17 protein-coding genes are annotated in these 21,675 nt (G+C 48.7%); 14 read left to right on the plus strand and 3 right to left on the minus strand.

Annotated features, from left to right (window positions below):
* Positions 1-6: 6 nt before the first annotated feature.
* The 5 genes from MH144_RS24290 to MH144_RS24310 all read left to right on the plus strand — a co-directional run bounded on the left by MH144_RS24290 (position 7) and on the right by MH144_RS24310 (position 6,289).
* On the plus strand, positions 7-765 hold the full coding sequence (locus tag MH144_RS24290) for a DeoR/GlpR family DNA-binding transcription regulator (RefSeq protein ID WP_239304908.1): 759 nt from the start codon (positions 7-9) through the stop codon (positions 763-765).
* A gap of 99 nt (positions 766-864) precedes the next feature.
* Positions 865-1,617 (plus strand): 2-dehydro-3-deoxy-D-gluconate 5-dehydrogenase KduD, encoded by a 753-nt coding sequence (gene kduD, locus MH144_RS24295; protein WP_239304909.1) that lies wholly within the window; start codon positions 865-867, stop codon positions 1,615-1,617.
* A gap of 36 nt (positions 1,618-1,653) precedes the next feature.
* Positions 1,654-2,499: a sugar phosphate isomerase/epimerase family protein gene (locus MH144_RS24300; RefSeq protein WP_239304910.1), complete on the plus strand. Its 846-nt coding sequence runs from the start codon at positions 1,654-1,656 to the stop codon at positions 2,497-2,499.
* Between the two features lie 235 nt (positions 2,500-2,734).
* Positions 2,735-4,042: a homocysteine synthase gene (locus MH144_RS24305; protein ID WP_239304911.1), complete on the plus strand. Its 1,308-nt coding sequence runs from the start codon at positions 2,735-2,737 to the stop codon at positions 4,040-4,042.
* A gap of 297 nt (positions 4,043-4,339) precedes the next feature.
* The gene (locus tag MH144_RS24310) at positions 4,340-6,289 is read left to right on the plus strand and encodes a heavy metal translocating P-type ATPase (protein ID WP_239304912.1); all 1,950 of its coding nucleotides are present in this window, start codon (positions 4,340-4,342) and stop codon (positions 6,287-6,289) included.
* A 188-nt stretch (positions 6,290-6,477) separates the two neighbouring features.
* On the opposite strand, the gene MH144_RS24315 is transcribed toward MH144_RS24310, so the two are convergent.
* Complete coding sequence (locus MH144_RS24315; RefSeq protein ID WP_127539829.1) at positions 6,478-7,209, minus strand: ZIP family metal transporter; 732 nt, start codon at positions 7,207-7,209, stop codon at positions 6,478-6,480.
* A gap of 256 nt (positions 7,210-7,465) precedes the next feature.
* On the opposite strand from MH144_RS24315, the gene trxB reads away from it, so the two are divergent.
* Both trxB and MH144_RS24325 read left to right on the plus strand, forming a co-directional pair.
* The gene (gene trxB, locus MH144_RS24320) at positions 7,466-8,407 is read left to right on the plus strand and encodes a thioredoxin-disulfide reductase (RefSeq protein WP_095292395.1); all 942 of its coding nucleotides are present in this window, start codon (positions 7,466-7,468) and stop codon (positions 8,405-8,407) included.
* A gap of 66 nt (positions 8,408-8,473) precedes the next feature.
* The gene (locus MH144_RS24325; RefSeq protein ID WP_095361761.1) at positions 8,474-8,704 is read left to right on the plus strand and encodes a glutaredoxin family protein; all 231 of its coding nucleotides are present in this window, start codon (positions 8,474-8,476) and stop codon (positions 8,702-8,704) included.
* Between the two features lie 260 nt (positions 8,705-8,964).
* Here the strand turns inward: MH144_RS24325 and MH144_RS24330 are convergent, their stop codons facing one another.
* Together MH144_RS24330 and MH144_RS24335 are read right to left on the minus strand one after the other, a co-directional pair.
* Positions 8,965-9,162, minus strand: a complete 198-nt coding sequence (locus MH144_RS24330; RefSeq protein ID WP_053779005.1) for a hypothetical protein — start codon at positions 9,160-9,162, stop codon at positions 8,965-8,967.
* A gap of 145 nt (positions 9,163-9,307) precedes the next feature.
* Positions 9,308-10,474 (minus strand): ROK family transcriptional regulator, encoded by a 1,167-nt coding sequence (locus MH144_RS24335; RefSeq protein ID WP_239304913.1) that lies wholly within the window; start codon positions 10,472-10,474, stop codon positions 9,308-9,310.
* A gap of 199 nt (positions 10,475-10,673) precedes the next feature.
* On the opposite strand from MH144_RS24335, the gene xylA reads away from it, so the two are divergent.
* From xylA to MH144_RS24370, 7 genes are all read left to right on the plus strand, one after another.
* Entirely contained in the window at positions 10,674-11,990 is a 1,317-nt protein-coding gene (gene xylA / locus MH144_RS24340) for a xylose isomerase (protein WP_239304914.1), read from the plus strand.
* 496 nt (positions 11,991-12,486) lie between these two features.
* Positions 12,487-13,980, plus strand: coding sequence for a xylulokinase (gene xylB, locus MH144_RS24345; RefSeq protein ID WP_239304915.1), 1,494 nt, complete (start codon positions 12,487-12,489; stop codon positions 13,978-13,980).
* A 370-nt stretch (positions 13,981-14,350) separates the two neighbouring features.
* A complete protein-coding gene (locus MH144_RS24350; RefSeq protein ID WP_239304916.1) occupies positions 14,351-15,067 on the plus strand; it encodes a glycosyltransferase family 2 protein in 717 nt (238 codons plus the stop codon).
* Positions 15,068-15,957: 890 nt separating this feature from the next.
* A complete protein-coding gene (locus MH144_RS31030; protein WP_343226112.1) occupies positions 15,958-17,028 on the plus strand; it encodes a glycosyltransferase in 1,071 nt (356 codons plus the stop codon).
* Between the two features lie 195 nt (positions 17,029-17,223).
* Positions 17,224-17,856, plus strand: coding sequence for a bifunctional 4-hydroxy-2-oxoglutarate aldolase/2-dehydro-3-deoxy-phosphogluconate aldolase (locus MH144_RS24360; RefSeq protein ID WP_239304917.1), 633 nt, complete (start codon positions 17,224-17,226; stop codon positions 17,854-17,856).
* A 119-nt stretch (positions 17,857-17,975) separates the two neighbouring features.
* Positions 17,976-18,908, plus strand: coding sequence for an alpha/beta hydrolase (locus MH144_RS24365; protein ID WP_239304918.1), 933 nt, complete (start codon positions 17,976-17,978; stop codon positions 18,906-18,908).
* Positions 18,909-19,130: 222 nt separating this feature from the next.
* Complete coding sequence (locus tag MH144_RS24370) at positions 19,131-21,512, plus strand: YcdB/YcdC domain-containing protein (protein WP_239304919.1); 2,382 nt, start codon at positions 19,131-19,133, stop codon at positions 21,510-21,512.
* Positions 21,513-21,675 lie beyond the last annotated feature (163 nt).

The raw sequence follows: 21,675 nt of genomic DNA on the forward strand, positions 1-21,675 counted from the left end.
GATTGTATGAATCCATTGAAAAGACATGAGAAAATTATGGAGGCTCTGCTGGAGCGCCAGGAAGTTACCGTTAATGATCTGAGCGAACTGCTGCAGGTGACGGGCAAGACGGTTCGTGAGGATCTTGACAAGCTGGAAGCGATGGGATTGCTTGTACGTGTCCACGGAGGAGCCATGCTGGCTCAGAATGACCAGTATGGTATCCTCACGAGCCGCGGAGCGACAGAGAAGCATCATTCGGAGAAGACGGAAATCGCCGAGCGTGCGCTCGCTTACATACGTCCCAATGAAATCATTGCGCTGGACGGAGGGAGCACTACACTGGAGATGGCGAAGCGGATGGATAATCAGCCGCTAACTGTCGTAACCAATGATCTCTTCATTATTGCCGAGCTGACCAAGAAGGAGCAGGTCCGGCTGGTCGTGCCTGGAGGGGCGAGAGTCCGTAATATGCTGGTGGGAGATGACACGGCGGCTTTTATCTCCAGTCTTAATATCCACAAAGCATTTATCTCAACCACTGCACTACATCCGGAGTTCGGACTCTCCATCTATACAGGTGATCTGGTTCCACTGAAAAAAGCAATGATCTCTGCCTCCCAGCAGGTCTTCGGCGTGGTGGACCATTATAAATTTGGGCAATTTGCATTGCGGACCTTTGCACATTGTTCCGAGCTGGACTGTATTATCAGTGACAGTCATCTGGATGAAGAGACCGCCGCACTGTATAACCAAATCGGTGTCAAAGTCGATTACCAAAGCTAAACGCACAGCACTTGATTTCAGAATCGCTAAGCATATGCAAAAGAAGTTGGTTGTTATCACTTATAGGTTTGCATCTCATAACATGCGGAGGAATCATTCATGAATCCATTTGATCTAAGCGGACAAGTTGCACTTGTAACCGGTACATCCGGTGGTTTGGGACAGGGAATGGCGATTGGTCTGGCAGAAGCCGGAGCAGATGTGGTACTCGTTTCCTATTCAAAACCATCCGAGACAGCAGGTGCAATCGAAGCGCTCGGGCGCAAAGCATATATCATTGAAGCCGATTTAAGCCATGAAGATGAATTGCCGGCAGTATTTGAGAAGGCATTGGCTTTCCAGGGTAAAATTGATATTCTCGTTAACAATGCGGGGATTATTCGCCGTACACCTGCAGCTGATCACGGACAGCAGGACTGGCACGATGTCATCGGGCTTAACCTGAACACGGTATTTTTCCTGAGCCAACTGGCGGGCAGACACATGATTGAACGCGGCAGCGGCAAAATCATTAATATCGCCTCCATGTTGTCCTATCAGGGAGGCATTAACGTCCCAGGTTATACAGCCAGTAAGCATGGGGTTGCGGGCTTGACCAAAGCACTCGCCAATGAGTGGGCAGGTAAGGGTATACAAATTAACGGGATCGCACCAGGTTACATGGAGACGGATAATACCACTCAGATTCGTGCCGATGAAAACCGGTATCGGGATATCACAGCACGCATTCCGGCAGGACGATGGGGAACTCCGGAAGATCTGAAAGGGCCGGTCGTGTTTCTTGCATCGGCAGCTTCGGATTATTTGAATGGTCATGTACTGAATGTAGATGGCGGCTGGATGGCTCGTTAATCTGCTCTGCTATCAATGATTGAAGGAGGCAGTGACATGAAACTTGGTATTCTGGCACATACGTTTGGCCAGCAGCCTACAGCCCAGCTGGCGCAAACAATCGCAGATCATGGATTCAATTCGGTGCAGCTGGCACTTGCCAAAGCCTTATCGGATGTTGACTCGGCTAACGGCAAACTCAGTCCGGGACTCGCGAACGAAATTGGGGAGCAGTTTGCAAAGCGCGGAGTCAAGATCGCTGTTCTGGGCTGTTATATTAATCCGATCGATCCGGATGCTGCGCGCAGACGGGCAGACATTGAGCGTTTCAAGGAACATCTGCGGTATGCCCGGGATTTTGGTTGCAGCATGGTTGCAACGGAAACGGGAGGATTGGATACCTACCAAGCCACCCATCCAGACGGGTATGAAGAAAAAGCCTGGAGCGTGCTGCGGGAAACGCTGGAGGAAATCACGGAGGAAGCGGAAAAGTGGGGCGTACATGCGGCCATTGAGCCTGTGTCTACCCACACACTTCATACACGTGAACATATGACTCGTTTGTTTGAAGAGATCCCGTCCTCCAATCTGGGCATGTTATTTGATCCATGCAATCTGATCAAACAACCGCATGTTACAGGCCAGGGTGCTTTCTTGCGTGACGTAATGGAGACGCTATACCAGCGAATCATTGTCATACATGCGAAGGATGTGGCCTTCAATGCACAGGGTGAGAAAATGAATCCTGTACCGGGTGCAGGCATATTGGATTATCCGCTGTTTTTTGAACTGTTAAAAACGTATAAGCCACATATCGATATTTCATTGGAGGGTGTAACTGCGGAAGAAGCGGTTCCTGCAGCCAAGCATTTGCGTGAAGTATGGAATGGTGTGCGAGTCTAGAGATTGGGCTGAGATAAGCTCATTTTGCGATATTAAAATAGCCAGGAAACCTTTGCCCTCGCAAAGGTTTTTTGGTATGACCTTGTCGACAATACATATAAAATATTTCTTATCGGATAAATCGGAAATAACTCTTTTCAAACACGACATCTTGTGAGAGAATATGGAAAACATATGCCACCATGTGAGGACACCAGGATCTTGAAACGTATAAGCCAAGGGAGGATTCAGATTTATGTCAAACGAACGTGAGCTTTCATTTGAAACATTGGCAATTCATGCAGGCCAGGAGATTGATCCAACGACTCATGCACGCGCTGTGCCCTTGTACCAGACCACATCTTATGGTTTCAAGGACACGGAACATGCTGCCAATCTGTTTGGTCTGAAAGAGTTTGGCAACATCTATACCCGTTTAATGAACCCGACAACCGATGTGTTCGAGCAGCGGATTGCGGCATTGGAGGGAGGAGCTGGGGCACTGGCTACAGCTTCCGGGCAGGCAGCCATCACGTTTTCTCTCTTGAATATCGCCGGTGCAGGGGATGAAATTGTATCCTCGGCGAGCTTGTATGGTGGTACGTATAATTTGTTCTCAACCACATTGCCGAAGCTGGGTCTTGATGTGAAGTTTGTTGATTCCAGTGATCCCGAGAATTTCAGGGCGGCCATTACAGAGAAAACGAAAGCATTATATGCAGAAACGATCGGCAATCCTCAAGGAAATGTGCTGGACATTGAAGCGGTTGCGGCGATTGCCCATGAGCATGGCATTCCTTTGATCGTGGATAACACGTTCCCGAGCCCATACTTGCTTCGTCCGATTGAACATGGAGCAGATATTGTAGTTCACTCGGCCACGAAGTTTATTGGCGGTCATGGTACATCCATTGGAGGCGTGATTGTCGATAGCGGAAAATTTGACTGGAAAGCGAGTGGCAAGTTCCCGGGCTTGACGGAGCCGGACTCGAGTTATCATGGTGTGGTATATACCGAAGCGGTTGGACCGATTGCCTATATCATCAAAGCGCGTGTGCAGTTGCTGCGCGACTTGGGTGCGACCATCTCGCCATTTAATTCATGGCTGCTGCTGCAAGGACTGGAAACATTGCATCTGCGTGTGGAACGCCATAGCAGCAATGCACTGGCTGTTGCGGAATATCTGGAGAAGCATGAGGACGTTCTGTGGGTGAGCTACGCGGGTCTGCCAAGTCATGCCTCCTATGAACTCGCACAAAAGTATCTGCCAAGAGGGCAGGGGGCAATCCTGACATTTGGTATTAAAGGTGGTGTAGATGCAGGACGTAAGCTGATTGAAAGTGTGAAGCTGTTCTCACATCTTGCGAATGTGGGTGATTCCAAGTCGCTGATCATTCACCCGGCAAGCACAACCCATCAGCAGCTGACAGAAGATGAGCAGACCGCAGCAGGTGTTAACCCTGAACTCATTCGTCTGTCTGTCGGAACGGAAAATATTCAGGATATCCTGTATGACCTGGAACAAGCCATCAAGGCAAGTCAGGGAGCGAGTGTTGGAGCGTAACCAAAGGGATCATACGAAAGCCGCCGTCCTCAAGGACAGGCGGTTTTTTATGTTCCAGCAGCCTTTGATCTGGAAACTTCCCATTTACAAACGTCAATACGAGGCATATAATGAAGAAAAGTTGTATTGGGTAAACATAATTGCATAAGTACAAAAATGATTATCATTCTCATTCAAAAACCATGCTGCTGCGGGATTCCCGCAGCAGCATGTGTCATTTTTAGGGCATTAACAATGGCTCTCATTCTCAATACGACGGAACTTAAATCATCGAAACAAGAAAGGATTGTGATTCACATGCAAGCAATACATCAACCTATACACACCCAGGCCACAGCAGAACAGCGATCCGTGCAGTCGCCTAATCCGAACCGTGGACGCAGACCGAACTTTCGGGCCATGCTCCGGAATAAGGAGATGCAGGCGGCTCTCGGTAGTGGAATGATTATGCTTATTGCATGGGGAATGTCACCGTATTTCAACACATTATCAGTTATGTTGTATATCGTGTCTTATGCACTTGGAGGATGGACCAAGGCCAAGGAGGGCGTGGAGACACTGGTCAAGGACCGCGATCTGGATGTGAATCTGCTCATGATAGCCGCATCACTGGGTGCAGCAGCTATTGGATACTGGAATGAAGGCGCGATGCTGATCTTCATTTTTTCGTTAAGTGGTGCGCTGGAGAGTTATGCGACGGAACGGAGTCATAAGGATATTTCATCGCTGCTCGCACTCAAGCCGGAGACAGCACTGCGTATTGAGAATGGGCAGATGAACCTTGTTAACATTGATGAGCTGATGCCTGGTGATCTGCTGCTGATCAAACCGGGGGAATTAATCCCGGCTGACGGCATCGTGTATCGCGGGAGTTCGTTCATTAATCAGGCTTCCATTACGGGTGAATCTCTGCCGGTGGATAAAGCTGAGGGTGACGAGGTATATGCAGGAACGGTCAATGGAGAAGGTGCTTTGTATGTAGAGGTATCCAAATCAGCAGAAGGTTCGCTGTTTGGCAAAATCATTAAGCTGGTCGAAGAGGCGCAAGCCGAAGTACCGAATTCCCAGCGTTTTATTGAGCGATTCGAAGGCATTTACGCACGAATGGTTGTGGGTGTAACTCTGATCGTTATTGCAGGAGCTCCACTGATGCTGGGCTGGACTTGGAATGAGGCTTTTTATAAAGCGATGGTTTTTCTCGTTGTAGCTTCACCTTGTGCACTGGTTTCCTCCATTATGCCAGTCATGCTGTCTACGATGTCCAGCAGTGCACGTCGCGGCATTTTGTTCAAGGGAGGGGCCCATGTGGAGAATATGGCTCAAACCCGGGTCGTGGCTTTTGATAAAACAGGAACATTGACCATGGGTACTCCCCAAGTTACAGATATATTAACAGCCGAGGGCATGAAGCGTGCCGAACTGCTGTCTGCAGTAGCTGCGATTGAGAACTTATCCATGCATCCACTGGCTCGTGCCATTGTAGATCAGGCAGATGGTGAAGGTATTGCCATTCAAGAAGCTGAGCAGGTACAAACGCTGACAGGTTGGGGGATTGAAGGGTACGTACAAGGTGTTCTCTGGCAGATTGGGAAAACGAATGAAATGCAGTCCAATACCCATCCACATTGGCAAGACGAACGTGCTCGCCTGGAGAGTGAAGGCAAAACGGTATCGATCGTGATGGCGGATAACCATTTTGCTGGTCTGATCGCCATGCGGGATACCATTCGTCCACAAGCCGCAGCAGCAGTGAAGAAGCTGGAGGATATGGGCGTAAAGGTGGCCATGCTGACAGGTGATCGAACCCAATCTGCAGCAGTGATTGCACGAGAAACAGGAGTAAGTCTCGTCTATGCCGATCTGCTACCCGAAGATAAAGTGAAACAGGTACAGACATTGCGTCAAGCCTATGGACAGGTGCTCATGGTTGGTGATGGTGTTAATGATGCGCCTGCACTTGCAGTGGCTACTGTGGGCATGGGCATGGGAATGTCGGGAAGCGGGACAGCGCTGGAGGTGGCTGATGTGGTGCTCATGAATGATAATATCGAGGAAATTGCCTGGGTGATTGAGCAGGCACGAAGAGCACAACGGACCGTGAAGCAGAATATGTTTTTTGCCATTACGGTTATCCTGGCACTGATCGCGGGGAATTTTCTGCAAGGTGTGGCATTGCCACTGGGGGTTGTTGGTCATGAGGGCAGTACGATTTTGGTTATACTCAATGGTTTAAGACTGCTGCGTTAATGATCCGAAAAAATAGACTTGTAAGGATACTGTTCTATTCATCCTATGGGACATATTCAGCCTACCTTACAAAGGCTCCCAGTAATTTCATGTAATCTTCATTTGTGACCAAAAAAAGAACCTGCAGGGCAGAATGATCTGTCCTCAGGTTCCTTGTGGCTTAACGTTCATTTTCGGAAAAGTCTTGCTCAGAATAGTTCGGTCAAACCAATCATGGTGATGAGTCCTAGCAAAAATGAAACGGTAGCTACACGTGCGTTGCCGTCCCCGTGACTTTCGGGAATCAGCTCTTTGTATACAATGAACATCATCGCACCTGCGGCGAACGCAAGCCCATAAGGCACAAGTCCTGCGACGAGACTGCTAAGTGTGTAGCCAATCATGGCGGTGATAATTTCGACGGCTCCTGTCAAGGTTGCGATTCCAAGCGCCTTGAAGCGGCCAATATTCTGATTCACGAGGAACAGAGCAACCAGGAATCCTTCGGGAGCATTTTGCAAACCAATCGAAAAGGCAATAAGATTGCCCAGACTGGCATCGGTACTGGCGTAACTGACACCTACAGATAAACCTTCAGGTAGGTTATGCATGGTAATGGCCGCAATAATCATGAAGGCTTTGGCTTCAATTTTAAATGGCATCTTCTCTGGATTCTCCAGATCCACGTGGGGGATCTTCATCTCGAGTACCAGCAAAACCATGCTGCCGAGCATAATACCAAGAGCAAGCACGAACAGGTTCGACTGCCCCAGCGCCTCGGGAATGAGATTGTACACCGAAGCCGAGGTCATGATGCCTGCTGCGTAAGCAAGCAAGATATCACGCAGACGGTGTGTTACTTTCCGCATAAATAGAATAGGTACGGCCCCAAGGCCGGTAGACATGGCTGAGATAAAGCTGCCAATGAGTGCATCGTTCATGCTTCCATTTTCCCTCCTGATGAAGACTTCTTCATAATCGCTGCCGAGCATTGACACCGTAGTTAAAAGAGATCATAATGAACAACAGATTAGAATGATTATAAATTAGAATTCCATTTCTGCATAGGGCAATTGTCATATCGGGCAGGTCTTGTGGACATGATTTAGGCTTATATCGATCTAGTGTATGCAAGGGCGTTTGCTTTTGATGCCGGTGAGCCCAACCTTTTTGCAGAACTCGGGGGAGGAACTATACATGTATAAATCCATTATTATCGGAACAGGCCCAGCAGGGCTGACAGCAGCAATCTATCTGGCGCGTGCCAACCTTAACCCACTGGTTATCGAAGGACCACAACCTGGTGGCCAATTGACAACAACAACGGAAGTGGAGAACTTCCCAGGTTTCCCTGATGGCATTATGGGTCCTGAACTGATGGACAACATGCGTAAACAAGCAGAACGTTTTGGCGCTGAATTCCGCACAGGCTGGGTAAACAACATCGATATGAGCGAGCGTCCGTTCAAAATCCAGGTTGAGGGCATGGGTGAACTGGTATCGGAAACCTTAATCCTGTCTACTGGTGCATCCGCTAAATACCTTGGTATTCCTGGAGAAGAAACAAACGTGGGCCGCGGTGTCAGCACTTGCGCAACATGTGACGGATTCTTCTTCCGCAATAAAGAAATCATCGTTATCGGCGGAGGCGACTCTGCATTGGAAGAAGCAAGCTTCCTGTCCCGTTTTGGTTCCAAAGTAACTTTGGTACATCGTCGTGAGGAGCTTCGCGGTTCCAAAATCATGCAAGACCGTGCACGCAGCAACGAAAAAGTAGAAATGGCTCTGAACCGTACACCGATCGAAGTCATTGCTGGTGATCATGGGGTAACTGGACTGAAAGTGTTGAACAACGCAACGGGCGAAGAAGAAATTCTTCCGGCAAGCGGCGTATTTGTAGCAATCGGTCACACACCAAACACTGGGTTCCTTGGTGGACAGATTACAACAGATGAACATGGGTATATTATGACCACACCAGGTACTTCTGAAACGAACATTCCAGGCGTATTCGCTTGTGGAGACGTTCAAGATACACGCTACAAACAAGCGATCACAGCAGCAGGCAGCGGATGTATGGCTGCAATGGATGCTGAGAAATTCATCGAAAGCCTGGAGCATAGCGCAGTAGCCCTGTAAGGTATCCCTTTTAAATGGGTAAATTAACGTTATAACTATATATAAACTATATGAGGTGAATGAATAATGGAAAACGTAATTGTATACACATCGACCAACTGCCCAAACTGCAAATCGGTGAAGACTTTCCTGGCTGAAAAAGGAATTTCTTATGAAGAGCGCAATATCGAGACAAGCGACGAGTTCGCACAACAAGTGTGGGATATGGGCGTACGTGCAGTACCTCTGACCGTTATTGGTGAACACCGCATCCTGGGTATGAACAAAACGCAATTCGCAAAAGCACTGGACGCTTAATCATCCCAGTCGGATCATTAAGAATGAATAGAGCTATTCCGGTTCGCGCGAGCCGTTTGAATATATAAGAGAAAGAAGCCTTGGTCCTGTTCTGGACTGAGGCTTCTTTTGTTGGCATTACGCTGGGTCCGATACTCCTTCAGGATTCTCGTTACTGGGAAGTGAAAAATCCCCTTGCCACAGGGATCAGGAGCACATGGTAACATGAACTCTAGATTCACTGCGGAAGGGGATTTCGTCATTTAAACCAGGTATTTCATCTAAAAAAAGATGCTCATAAACGTCTGAAAAACAACATACACCAATACGCCTGACAGCATATACATGAACCCAGCCTTCTTTTTGCTCTGAAACAATCGAAGTATGCCGAGGCTGAACAGCGGCGCAAGCACGATCAAGAACAGGAGTACGGTGACAAACATTTGCGCCGAGATATCTGAAGTATCCACGTAGGTCACGGGTTTTCACTCCGTTTCGTTATAGGAATTAACACAGCGGCAATCATTCCGCCATGACAAAAATCACATATCCTCATTATAACTCTGGATTTCTTTAACAAAAAGGGAGGAAATGGGGCGAAATGATGTCAATTTTCAGCTGTTATTAGACCGAAACTCTTATTTTACCTAAAAACTGGGAAATGGCAGAGTAAGCGGCACCAATACGGGTAGAACGACTGCCCAACGCTGCCCATTCAATTTGCAAACTGCGACGGTGATAGGGCAGAGTACGTTCTTCGACGACTTGTTTGAGAGCTGTTTCAATCCATGGACCTGCTTCGGAGAGAGGCCCACCAATAATGATGCGTTCAGGATTGAAGCTGTTAACGATATTCGTGATGCCCACGCCCAGTTTGCGGCCTATGTTCTCGTATAAATTCAATACTGCCTCATGGCCTTGCTGTGCATATTCTAAGAGCTCTCGGGTTGTGTGGGCAGGCAAGTGAAGCTGATGGTCGGGGTACTCATACGCCTTTTCGGAAGCATATAACTCCCAGCAGCCGTGATTGCCGCAGGAGCAGGGTCTTCCCTCGGCTTCAATTGACATGTGGCCAGTCTCACCAGCGTAGCCCCAGGCACCTTTGTACAATTCACCGTCTACCATAATTCCCGATCCGATACCCATCCCTGCACTGATATAGATAAGATGACGTACACCAATGCCGCTGCCAAAATTCAATTCCCCATGAGCCCCTGCATTGGCCTCGTTGTCGATCGTTACAGGAAGCTCAAACATCTCCTCCAGCATGGAGCGAAGTTCGACCTTCTCCCAACCCAAGTTCGGTGCAAACAGCACTGTGCCAGCTTCATCTACCATCCCAGGGACCCCAATGCCAATCCCAATTACACCATGTGGGGAGGGGGGAGCCGACTGAATTAGATGTTCCGCCGCACGTTTCAACTGTTCCAATACGGAAGGCACATCGTGCTGTTCCAGCTTGATGGCATACTCCGATATGATATGGCCCTCTAGATCGGTAAGCACACCCTTCAGGTGAGTTACGCTGAGCTCCAGACCAACTGCATATCCAGCCGTACCTCGAAACAGCAGCATGAGCGGTTTGCGGCCACCGCTGGATTCGCCCGGACCAATTTCCTGGACAAGCTCATCGCTAATGAGATCAGCAACAAGGTTGGACACCGTTGCTTTGTTAAGTCCCGTAACCTCGGATACCTTTGCGCGGGAAAGGGGGGCATGACGGCGAATGGTATCGAGGACGATAGACTTGTTTATTTTTTTGACCAGCATCTGGTCTCCGGTAATTTTCATAACAATCAGGCACTCCTATTCTGTATATAAAAGGGTTCAATCATTCATCCGGTGCTCAAGTTATTCGACTATTATAGCGTAAACAACCCCGGAAAAAACAATTTTATTTTACTTTGTTTAACCAATAGACAAAGTATAACCGATGTGATAGGATAACGGTGTAAACGATTTCTTTAAAACTATTGAGGAGGCATTTTACATGGCCTATTTTGAATCCGTTAATAAAATCGCATTTGAAGGCAAAGACTCCACCAATCCTTTTTCATTCAAACATTACAATCCGGAAGAAGTTGTTGCCGGCAAAACGATGGAAGAGCACTTCCGTTTCGGCATGGCTTACTGGCATACATTAACTGCAGGCGGCAGTGACCCGTTCGGTGCAGAGACAGCTGTTCGTTCTTGGGATAAATACTCGGGTCTGGACCTCGCGAAAGTACGCGTGGAAGCGGCTTTTGAATTTTTGGAAAAAATGAATCTCCCGTTCTTCTGTTTCCACGATGTGGACATCGCACCAGAAGGCAACAGCCTGCGTGAATTCTACAGCAACATCGACACGATCGTTGACCTGATCGAAGACCACATGAAATCCAGCGGCAAAAAACTGCTCTGGAACACGGCGAACATGTTCTCCAACCCGCGCTTCATGTTTGGTGCAGCTTCCACATGCAATGCTGACGTGTACGCACATGCAGCAGCGCAAATCAAGAAAGGTCTGGAAGTGGGTAAACGTCTGGGCGCTGAAAACTATGTATTCTGGGGCGGCCGTGAAGGTTACGACACATTGCTTAACACAGACATGCAGCTGGAGCAGGACAACATTGCCCGCATGTTCCACATGGCTGTAGACTACGCGAAGGAAATTGGCTTTGACGCACAATTCCTGATCGAGCCTAAACCGAAAGAGCCAACGAAACACCAATATGACTATGATGCAGCAACTTCCATTGCATTCCTGCAAAAATACGGTTTGGACAAACACTTCAAACTGAACCTGGAAGCAAACCATGCAACTCTGGCAGGCCACACATTCGACCACGAAATCCGTGTTGCCCGCACAAACGGCATGCTCGGTTCCCTCGATGCCAACCAAGGCGATATGCTGATCGGTTGGGATACGGATGAGTTCCCAGTGGATATGTACGATGCAACACTGACAATGTACGAAGTATTGAAAAACGGCGGTATTGGCCGTGGTGGCGTGAACTTCGACGCTAAAGTACGCCGTGGATCCTTCGAAGCAGACGATCTGTTCCTGGCTCACATCGCAGGTATGGACACATACGCTAAAGGTCTGAAAGTAGCAGCAAAATTGATCGAAGACCGCGTATTCGATGACTTCATCGAAAAACGTTACAGCAGCTTCAAAGAAGGTATCGGTGCAGATGTGGTTGCAGGTAAAGCGACTCTGGCTTCCCTTGCTGAATACGCACTGAACAACGAAAGCCCACGCAAAAACCAATCCGGTCGTCAAGAATTGCTGAGAGCAAAACTCAACCAATACATCTTGGCTGACTAATAACTGGAATCAACTTGTATAAGCTTGGCTAGGGACACAATCCCTTTATGTACGAGCTTGTACCACGGACGTTGAACAGGCATGACATTCGGACCGTCCCCGACTTTCCCCTGGGAAGGCGGGGACGGTTTTTTGATACCAAACAAAGCCATCTTTAAAGGTTTTCTAATCACCAATTGGTTACATGTTCAATTGATGACGTTTCATTTATAACCAATGACTAATCAAGGTCACTGGATCAATCTTTCCGCTATAAGAACGAGTACTTTTTTACTGTTTTGATATAAATATTTGTCCATGATAATGCATGCAGAACGAAGTGAGCAGAAAGGACCTGAAGAAGCGAAGCGTTCGCATTTATCCCCGGATTTCTCCCTTGAAAGGGAATGAAGGAAATCCGGGGGTAACGGCGATCGGAAGGTTTTCTGATCACGAAGTGACCTCATGCTTAACAAAGCTTCTTTTATATAATCATGTTAAGAAACGAGGGATACCCATGAGTTACGTAATTGGTGTCGATCTGGGAACCAGTGCAGTCAAAACGGTGCTGGTTAACCGTGAAGGAAAAGTGGCATTTGAAGCATCTGAGGCTTACCCGCTGCACCAGCCCAAGGCTGGCTACAGTGAGCAGAATCCGGAAGATTGGGTAGAGCAGACCATTGTCTCCCTGCGCAAATTGCTGGAAGTATCCGGCGTACAGCCTTCCGAAATTGAAGGGCTCAGCTTCTCTGGGCAAATGCATGGACTTGTTCTGGTAGATGCAGAGGGGAAACCACTGCGCAATGCCATACTGTGGAACGATACACGTACTACGGCTCAGTGCCGCCGCATAGAGAAAGTATTGGACAATAAACTATTAAGCATCGCCCGGAACCGTGCACTCGAAGGCTTCACGCTGCCAAAAATCCTGTGGGTACAGGAGAACGAACCGGAGCTGCTGCAGCAAGCATCCTTGTTCCTGCTGCCGAAGGACTATGTTCGTTATCGCCTGACTGGCGATTATGCCATGGATTATTCGGATGCAGCAGGTACATTGCTGCTGGACGTTGCTGGCAAACAGTGGAGCAAGGAGATTGCGGAAGCCTTTGAACTGCCGATCTCACTCTGTCCGCGTCTCGTGGAATCGTTTGAAGAAGTGGGCACATTGCTTCCAGAGATCGCAGATCAAACGGGTCTTGCGGCGGCGACCAAAGTATTTGCAGGCGGAGCCGACAATGCATGCGGGGCAATCGGCGCTGGCATTCTGAGTGAAGGACAGACGATGTGCAGCATCGGTACGTCCGGAGTGGTGCTTTCTTACGAGGAACGCAAAGATCTCGATTTTGAAGGAAAAGTACACTTTTTCAATCATGGGGAGAAGGATGCCTTCTATATTATGGGGGTAACGCTTGCCGCTGGATACAGCCTGTCGTGGTTTAAGGATACGTTTGCAGCGGACAAATCATTTGATGTGCTCTTGCAGGGAATTGATCAGGTTCCGGCGGGAAGCAACGGCTTGTTATTCACTCCTTATATTGTTGGAGAGCGGACGCCTCATCCAGATGCGAACATTCGCGGCAGCTTTATCGGCATGGATGCCGGACATAAGCTGGAGCACTTTGGGCGTGCAGTCATGGAGGGAATTACGTTCTCCCTGCGGGAATCGATCGATATTCTGCGTGGTGCAGGCAAAACGGTCAATGAGGTCATCTCCATCGGAGGTGGTGCCAAAAATGAAGCCTGGCTGCAAATGCAGGCGGATATCTTTGATGCCACGATTGTGAAGCTTGAGAGTGAGCAGGGTCCAGCAATGGGCGCGGCAATGCTTGCAGCATATGGCTGCGGCTGGTTCCCTTCTCTGCAGGAATGTGCGGCGGCGTTCATTCGCCCTGCCAAATCCTATGTACCGAACCCGGAAACGGTAGCTGTGTATGATGGACTCTTTGCACTGTATCAGGAAGTATATGGTCAGACACGCAGTCTGAATGATCGTCTGGCCGAGTACCGTTAATTCATAAAGTGAAACATTCAATATATGTAACAAAGGTTAACCGAAGCACTCGCGGAAGCGAGTGCTTTTTTTATTGAATATAGACAGCAACTAAAAGCACCGGATCACAGTAACGGGTGAGCAGCGAGAAGGGGAGCTCTCAGACATAACCCCATCCCGGATATGCATAGATTGAGTATAGAGGATGGGCATAAGCCGAGAAGCCAAACGTTAAGTTGAGGCCGATAATTGGTTAAGATGAAAGTTTATCTGATGAATACTTAAGCCTGTAAATAGGCTCCAATCCAGTCCTATATATCTTTCTTAGCTGCAATCGGATAGCAAAACCTTGAGAGATAATAAAATCAGCTTAAGCCACGGGGGTGAAGCTTTGAATGACCGTGAGGAAGTCGACAGACCACATATTACGCTGTCCATGATCGTACGCAATGAAGAACAGCGATATCTTAGTCAGGCACTGCAAACGCATCGGCCTTGGATTGATCGTGCGGTCATCATAGATGATGGGAGCACCGATCATACGGTTGCTCTATGTGAAGAGTTGCTTGAAGGGATTCCCCTGGTTATGGTGGAAAATCGGGCTTCCCGGTTCGCCGATGAAGTGAGTTTGCGCAAGCAGCAATGGGAGGCGACGATAGCTACTGGACCCGAATGGATTCTAAATCTGGATGCCGATGAGATTCTGACGGCTGACTTTGGCATACAGCGCAATCAGCTCCTGGGAAGTAGCGAGGACGCGATTTACTTCAGATTGTTTGATATGTGGAGTGATACGCACTACCGGGAGGATCAATATTGGCAGGCACATGCATATTACCGTCCATTTCTCGTCCGTTATCGTCCCGGATTGACTTATGAGTGGAAGGAAACCCCGCAGCACTGCGGACGTTTCCCTCTTACGATCCAGCATTTTTCCTATGGATGTCATACGCCTCGTGTGAAGCATTACGGCTGGGCTCGCGAGGAGGATCGCATCCGCAAATTCGAGCGTTATCAGGAACTGGACCCGGATGCAAGGTACGGTTGGAGAGAACAGTATGATTCCATTCTGGATACAGATCCAAGGCTGCTGCCCTGGGTGGAATAAGAAAGGGGGACCTATACTTGAATAAGGTGAAACCGAAGGAGAAGGTGCTGATTGCCAGTCCGGTTCGTCAAACCGCAGCAGTGCTCCGTGAATTTTTGGAATCTCTGACCTTCTTGGAGCGAACGACGGTGGAGACGGACTATTTGTTTATAGACGATAATGAAGAGGAGGCGTCTTCCAATATCCTTCGTGATTTTGCATCACAGCAGGGAGGAACTGTATTTGAATCAGATCACGATGATGGAACTGCTCAGGGAAAAGGGACATACAGCAGGGATGAGGGAGGTCATTACTGGCGTGACGAACAGATTTGGCGGGTAGCCGGATTGAAAAACCGTATCCTGCAATACGCCCGCGAACAGAATTACGATGCTGTTTTCCTGATTGATTCGGATCTTGTGCTGCATCCCCGCACGCTGGAACAGCTTGCTTCCACGCAGAAGGATATTGTATCGAATATTTTCTGGACGCGCTGGCAGCCGGGTACAAGGGAAATGCCGCAGGTATGGCTGCAGGATGAGTACGCTTTGTACCGAAAAGGCAGGAAATCCGAAGCGGGTAAGGAAATTCTGGATGAGAACACGCAAACCGATGCGTTTCTAAACCAATTGCGAGTGCCAGGCTGTTACGAGGTTGGTGGACTCGGTGCATGCACGCTCATTCGCAGGAATGCTCTGGAAGGTGGGGTTTCCTTCGACCAGATTCCGAATGTATCGTTCTGGGGTGAGGATCGTCATTTTTGCATTCGAGCCCAGGCACTCGGTTTTCGTTTATACGTGGATACCCATCTTCCGGCTTATCATATCTACCGATTATCTGAACTTCCGGGTGCTGCTGCGTATAATCGCAGAGTCAGACGAGGAGAAGAGGCAATTCGTATTACGCTATGTATGATTGTGAAAAATGAAGAGGCTTCCCTCGCCAGATGTCTGGATTCGGTGAAGGGCATTGCCGACGAGATTGTCATCGTGGATACCGGCTCAACGGATGGTACGCGTCAAATTGCGGCCAGATATACAGAGCGAATCGTTGATTTTGAATGGATTGATGACTTTGCAGCTGCACGCAACTTCGCCTTCGATCAGGCAACCACGGAATATATACTTTGGCTGGATGCTGATGATGTGTTCGAACCGAATGATCGGACGAAGCTTATTGATTTGAAACACTCTCTTGATCCTGCAGTGGACAGCGTTACCATGGACTATAATCTGTCATTCACTCCAGATGGAAAGGTAGCCTACAGCTTGAGACGGAATCGTCTGGTGCGACGGGATCGAAATTACCGCTGGATTGGGGCAGTGCATGAATATCTGGAAGTTGGCGGCAATCTGCTGCATAGCGATATTGCGGTGACCCATAAGAAAGACAAGGAGTACACAGACCGCAACCTAAAGATTTACCGCAAGCGTGAGGAAGCAGGGGAACATTTCTCTCCACGGGATCTCTATTACTTTGGTAATGAACTGAAAGATCATGGACAGCATGAGGATGCGATTACATACTACGGGAAGTTTCTGGATACGGGTCTCGGCTGGGTGGAGGATCAGATTGCCGCCTGCCAGAAAATTGCGGATTGCGAAGCGGCATTGGGACGCTCAGAACAGGAAGTTTCAGCGCTTCTGAGGTCGTTTGCCTATGATTTGCCGAGAGCAGAGATCTGCTGTCGCCTGGGAGGTTATTTCGCGGATCGAGGAGATTATCGCAAGGCGGTATTCTGGTATGAACAGGCAACCCACGCTGTTCGTCCTGCCGATCCGATGGTTGTGCTGAACGAAGCAGCCTGGACATGGATGCCCCACTTGCAGCTATGTGTATGTTATGACCGGCTGGGCAACCGTGCCAAGGCGAAGGAGCACAATGATATTGCTCTGGCATATCATCCTACACACCCCAGCATGCTGTACAATGATCAATATTTCAAGGATCTGGAAAAGGAAAGTGTACTGGAAGAGGCTTGATTCAGGCAGATACCTCTCTTATGGAATGGGTTGAATGGGTGTTATCCACCGACATTCGTCCCTGTTGATAAGAGAGGTTTTTTGGGTTGTGTATTTCATCAAGGATAAATTCGTTTTACAATATGAATTAACGGAAAAGCGGTGATAATAATACTGTCTTCGGCTGCCGAATCTATGAAGCAAGGGGAAGCTCGCATGAATTTGACGGAAGTATTACTGGAGTCAAGGCTGGTTGCCATTGTTCGCGGCATTAGCCGGGAAGCAGCGATAACTGCAGGAAAAGGCATGACAGACGGAGGAATCCGCCTGATGGAAGTAACGCTTAATACACCTGGGGCACATGAGATTATCGGAGACTGGCGGACCCGGCATGAAGGACAGGCTTATGTTGGAGCGGGAACGGTTCTTAATGTGCAGATGGCCAAGGAAGCCGTTGCAGCAGGTGCTCAATTTCTGGTATCGCCCAATGTCGATCTGTCCGTTATTGAATATGCTGTAGAACATGGGGTGGAGATCTGGCCGGGAGCGATGACACCTACCGAAATTGTTGCTGCCTATGAAGCAGGCGCACGTGTGGTAAAGTTATTTCCGATGGCGAGTCTGGGACTACCGTATTTACGGGAAATCAAAGCACCGCTTAATCATATTCCGCTGCTTGCAACGGGCGGGGCTAATCTGGACAATATTACAGATTACTTTGCTGCTGGTGCAGCAGCTGTGGGACTTGGCAGTGCACTTTTGCCGAGAGAGGCACTGAATGCGGGAAATCATGAACAGATTGCTGCATGTACACATGCATTTGTAGAAGCAGCGAGAGTCAAAAGGTAAAAACTCAATCAACAATATGTACATTTGGGTATATATAAAAGATGTGGCTGTTTAACAGGGCGTTAATGGTATTGGCGTACAATAGGTGTAAGACAGAGGCCGGAGAGGAGAAATGCACAGTGAAAGCCAGAACGATGATTGGTGGAGTTATTGCTGTTGCTGCCGTAACGGCAGGTGGCTTATGGAAGGCGGCGGTGAAGAGTCAGACACCCAAAAAGATTCCGATCACGCTTACTCCGCCCATGCCATTCGAAGATGTCACCTTCGAGAGTGGTGGAGGACGGGTTCACGGATGGTTTATTCCGGCTGGAGCCCATGTTCCCAAACCTTGGCCGCTAATCATTATCGCCCATGGCTGGGGTTCCAACCGATCACGTGTGCTCCGTTACGCTCGTCCCATCTGGGAAGCCGGATATGCTCTCTTCATGTATGATGTTCGGAGTCATGGGGCCAGTGATCCGGTAAAAGCGGCATCTGCCTATCTGTTCCGTGACGACCTGCTCTCGGCACTACGCTACACTACCTCTCGGCCGGAGATTGATCCGGGTGCCATCGGTGTGCTCGGCCATTCCCTTGGAGGTCTGGGAACGATCATGGCGGTAACGGAACATATCCCGGTATCGGCAGTCATCACGGATTCGATGCCATCCCAGTTTGAAGTAATCGTCAGTTCGGAGCTGAAACGTCGGCGATTGCCACTGTTCCCACTGGCGCAGTTGATTCCGCGAATCTGGTTCTGGAGGCTTGGAGAATCATTGAAAACGTACCGACAGCGTGATCCGGTCCTGCTGCTGAATGAACGACGTAAGGGCATGCAGCTGCCAATGCTTATGGTGCACTCCAAGGGAGATAATTTTATTCCGCCAAGCGAGCTGGAGTACTTCATGTCCAAGGCTGATCCACCTGTAGAGCATCTGTGGGTGAATAGCGGCGGACACAGCTGCTCAGAGGAAGATCCTGTCTTCTGGGAAACCGTCATTCCTTTCTTGAAAAACCATGTTCAGGTTCAGGCTAAACGGGACGATTCAGACGTTGTCTCTAATAAATCCTAATAACCGTCAGCCTGTATGACAATCGGGCTAACAGTGAAAACGCCAACCAGGTTGGCGTTTTTTGGTCTGTTCCAACCATTATGCAAAAATTCTCATCTGTAAAATTGTTGGGAAAACGACGATTAAAAAGGAAGCTTATGGTATCATAGAATAGACTGGCAATATTCATGCAGGGTTATTTCGCATGCATCCATGTATGAAATTGAAGGGAGAGGTCCAGATTTGAGTTTTCAGATTCGATTCAAAATGATGACAGCCAGAGCTGCTTCAGCAGCCATGGCGGCATTGCTTCTGGCATCGCAGACTCCAGGGTTTGCAGGCAGCGTGTCAGCAGCGCAAGCAGAACAGGTAACAGAAGCTGCACCGGGGGAAAATGAACAACTAGACATGACTAGCAATGACGTGCCTGAGGGGGCTAAAATCTCCTCCAAGCAAGCCAGTGAGAATATATTGAACCTGTTTCCGATGTTGAAAAAAGCAACCATCACCTCGTCGCAATTTGATCCGAATAACCGATTCCCTCCACTGGAGTATAAAACATGGGATATCGGATTTCAGATTACCGAGGGGAATCATTCCATGGGGTTCAGCGCATCTGTACATGCAGGAACAGGGGAAGTACTGAGTGTACATTTGCCATCTGATTTATTGGATAAGCAGTTATCTGGGTCAGAAGCCAAACTGACCAAGGACGAAGTGGAAGAGCAGGCGGTGGCCTTCCTGTACAAGGCAATCCCTGGATTGAAGGAAGGCGCATACGCATCCCTGGGAGACCTGTACCAAACGGCGGGACAGCAATCGTTGTTTGGCAGAACCGAATATCAATATGCATACCAACTGAAGCATGACGGTTTGTTATCTGAAGCGGAGACGGTTTACATAAGTGTGGATCAGAGTGGCTTGGTAACAGGTTATTCACGAATGACGACCGCGTCGGAATACCCTTCATCGAAACCGGCTGTATCTGCAGAGAAGGCAAGGCAGCAATTCGAAGAACAGTTCGATGTAGAACTCGCCTACATTTCGAAAAACCGCCTGTCTTCAAAGCAAGGTCAGCCGTACTATCTTGGATATACGCCGAAGGATTCCAGCATGGTTCCGCTTGAGGCGAATACGTTGGAGCGGTTCAACGCCATGACTGGAAAAGTCATTACCGAGGATACCGTACACCAGGACAAACCGCTGAAAGGCAGCGTTGCTGCTTTTGTTCCAGCGAAAGGACAGAGACTGAATGCCCAGCAGGCGGAGAGTCTGGTGAAAAAGAGCTTTGATATTCCGGAAGGATACAAGCTGGAATACAGCCAGTTAAATAAAGGCAGCTACTGGAGTCCGAACAATCAGGTTTGGAGTCTGAGCTGGAGCAACCGAAACGCGAATATGTCCTACATGTTCATGCGGGACATTTCAGCGCAAGTGGATGCTACCACCGGACAAATTTACAGCTATAGCCTGTATCAGCGAATGGGTTCGGATGCCGCACAAGAGAAACCGGATGAGAACAATGAAGGCAAGTCCGTAACCCGTACACAAGCCGAGAAACTTGCGATTAACTCGGTTATTGCACTTGTGCCGGATGCGACGGAACAGTTTAAGCTGTCCAGCATGCTTGAGGTAGAGGACGCTCGTACGTTCATCTTTCAGCGCTACCTGAATGGAATCGCGGTTAAGGATGATCTGGTACAGGTACAGGTCCTGAAGGATGGAACGATTAGTGAATTCTACGCCAATCTTGCTGCAACGCCTGAGCAGCTGCCTGCAAGCAAGGAGCCGGCGATCAGCTACGAAGAGGCAAAAGCAGCCTACCTCGAAGAATTCAAGCTGGTTCTGGCATACTCCCGTTACGGTGGACAGGGTACGAGCAGTGGCCAAGTCACTCCGTCAGGAATAAATCTTGCGTATATGCCTACACGGGATGATAAATCGATCTACGGCAGCTATGAAGTACTTGATGCCAATACAGGCGAATGGACGTCTTTGTACAACACTTCCAGCACGGCAGTTCTAGCTGCACCTAATGATATTGCTGGTCATGTGGCTGAAGAGGCAATACTCAATATGACCCAGCATAGCGTTTTGATTCCTGACGAACAGGGACGTGTCTTCCCGGATCGGGTGATCACCCGAGGAGATTGGTTTAACTATCTCGCTAGAGCGGTTAATCCGAATCTGGACATCTATTACACGGTGAACGGGGATGACAAGCTGTATGCGGACATTACGCCGGATAGCCCTTACTATCAGGCAGTGCGTACATTAATTGACCAGCGCTGGCTCACTGGCGCTGATCCGGAAGTTAATCTGAATCCACAGGATGAGATGACTCGGGAAGAACTGGCTGTATTACTTGTCCGTATACTTCGGTACGAGAAGCTGGCTGGTTTCTACACCATGCCATCGGATCTGCCGAACCTTGTAGATGCGAACTCGATTACCAATAAAGGTGCCGTATCTCTTAGCATGAAGCTGGGATTGCTTCCTTCAATAGAAGGGCGTTTCATGCCAGCACGTAAAGTGACTGTAGCTGAAGCGTCACAGGTATTGGAGCGATTGGCCCAGCTGCAGGGCAAGACGGATTCATTTATGACAGGCAGTCGTCTGTATTAAGAAGTATTCTTGCATAACCCGCTCTGGTAAGTCATAGGTTGGTTATAGCGGGTATGTGTTATTTTGCTGAAGACAAGGGAGACCTTCTGCGGAAGGTCTCTTTTGATTCTTTTCGACAAAACTAGAAGCCTGACGTCAGATCCTTTTGTGATACAATGGCATG

Source organism: Paenibacillus sp. ACRRY (assembly GCF_022346995.1).
Taxonomy (GTDB): domain Bacteria; phylum Bacillota; class Bacilli; order Paenibacillales; family Paenibacillaceae; genus Paenibacillus.

Excerpts from the sequence above, each read along its gene's own strand:
- MH144_RS24290 (WP_239304908.1), top strand. The coding sequence starts at position 7 with ATGAATCCATTGAAAAGACATGAGAAAATTATGGAGGCTCTGCTGGAG.
- kduD (WP_239304909.1), top strand. The coding sequence starts at position 865 with ATGAATCCATTTGATCTAAGCGGACAAGTTGCACTTGTAACCGGTACA.
- MH144_RS24300 (WP_239304910.1), top strand. The coding sequence starts at position 1,654 with ATGAAACTTGGTATTCTGGCACATACGTTTGGCCAGCAGCCTACAGCC.
- MH144_RS24305 (WP_239304911.1), top strand. The coding sequence starts at position 2,735 with ATGTCAAACGAACGTGAGCTTTCATTTGAAACATTGGCAATTCATGCA.
- MH144_RS24310 (WP_239304912.1), top strand. The coding sequence starts at position 4,340 with ATGCAAGCAATACATCAACCTATACACACCCAGGCCACAGCAGAACAG.
- MH144_RS24315 (WP_127539829.1), bottom strand. The coding sequence starts at position 7,209 with ATGAACGATGCACTCATTGGCAGCTTTATCTCAGCCATGTCTACCGGC.
- trxB (WP_095292395.1), top strand. The coding sequence starts at position 7,466 with ATGTATAAATCCATTATTATCGGAACAGGCCCAGCAGGGCTGACAGCA.
- MH144_RS24325 (WP_095361761.1), top strand. The coding sequence starts at position 8,474 with ATGGAAAACGTAATTGTATACACATCGACCAACTGCCCAAACTGCAAA.
- MH144_RS24335 (WP_239304913.1), bottom strand. The coding sequence starts at position 10,474 with ATGAAAATTACCGGAGACCAGATGCTGGTCAAAAAAATAAACAAGTCT.
- xylA (WP_239304914.1), top strand. The coding sequence starts at position 10,674 with ATGGCCTATTTTGAATCCGTTAATAAAATCGCATTTGAAGGCAAAGAC.
- xylB (WP_239304915.1), top strand. The coding sequence starts at position 12,487 with ATGAGTTACGTAATTGGTGTCGATCTGGGAACCAGTGCAGTCAAAACG.
- MH144_RS31030 (WP_343226112.1), top strand. The coding sequence starts at position 15,958 with ATGATTGTGAAAAATGAAGAGGCTTCCCTCGCCAGATGTCTGGATTCG.
- MH144_RS24360 (WP_239304917.1), top strand. The coding sequence starts at position 17,224 with ATGAATTTGACGGAAGTATTACTGGAGTCAAGGCTGGTTGCCATTGTT.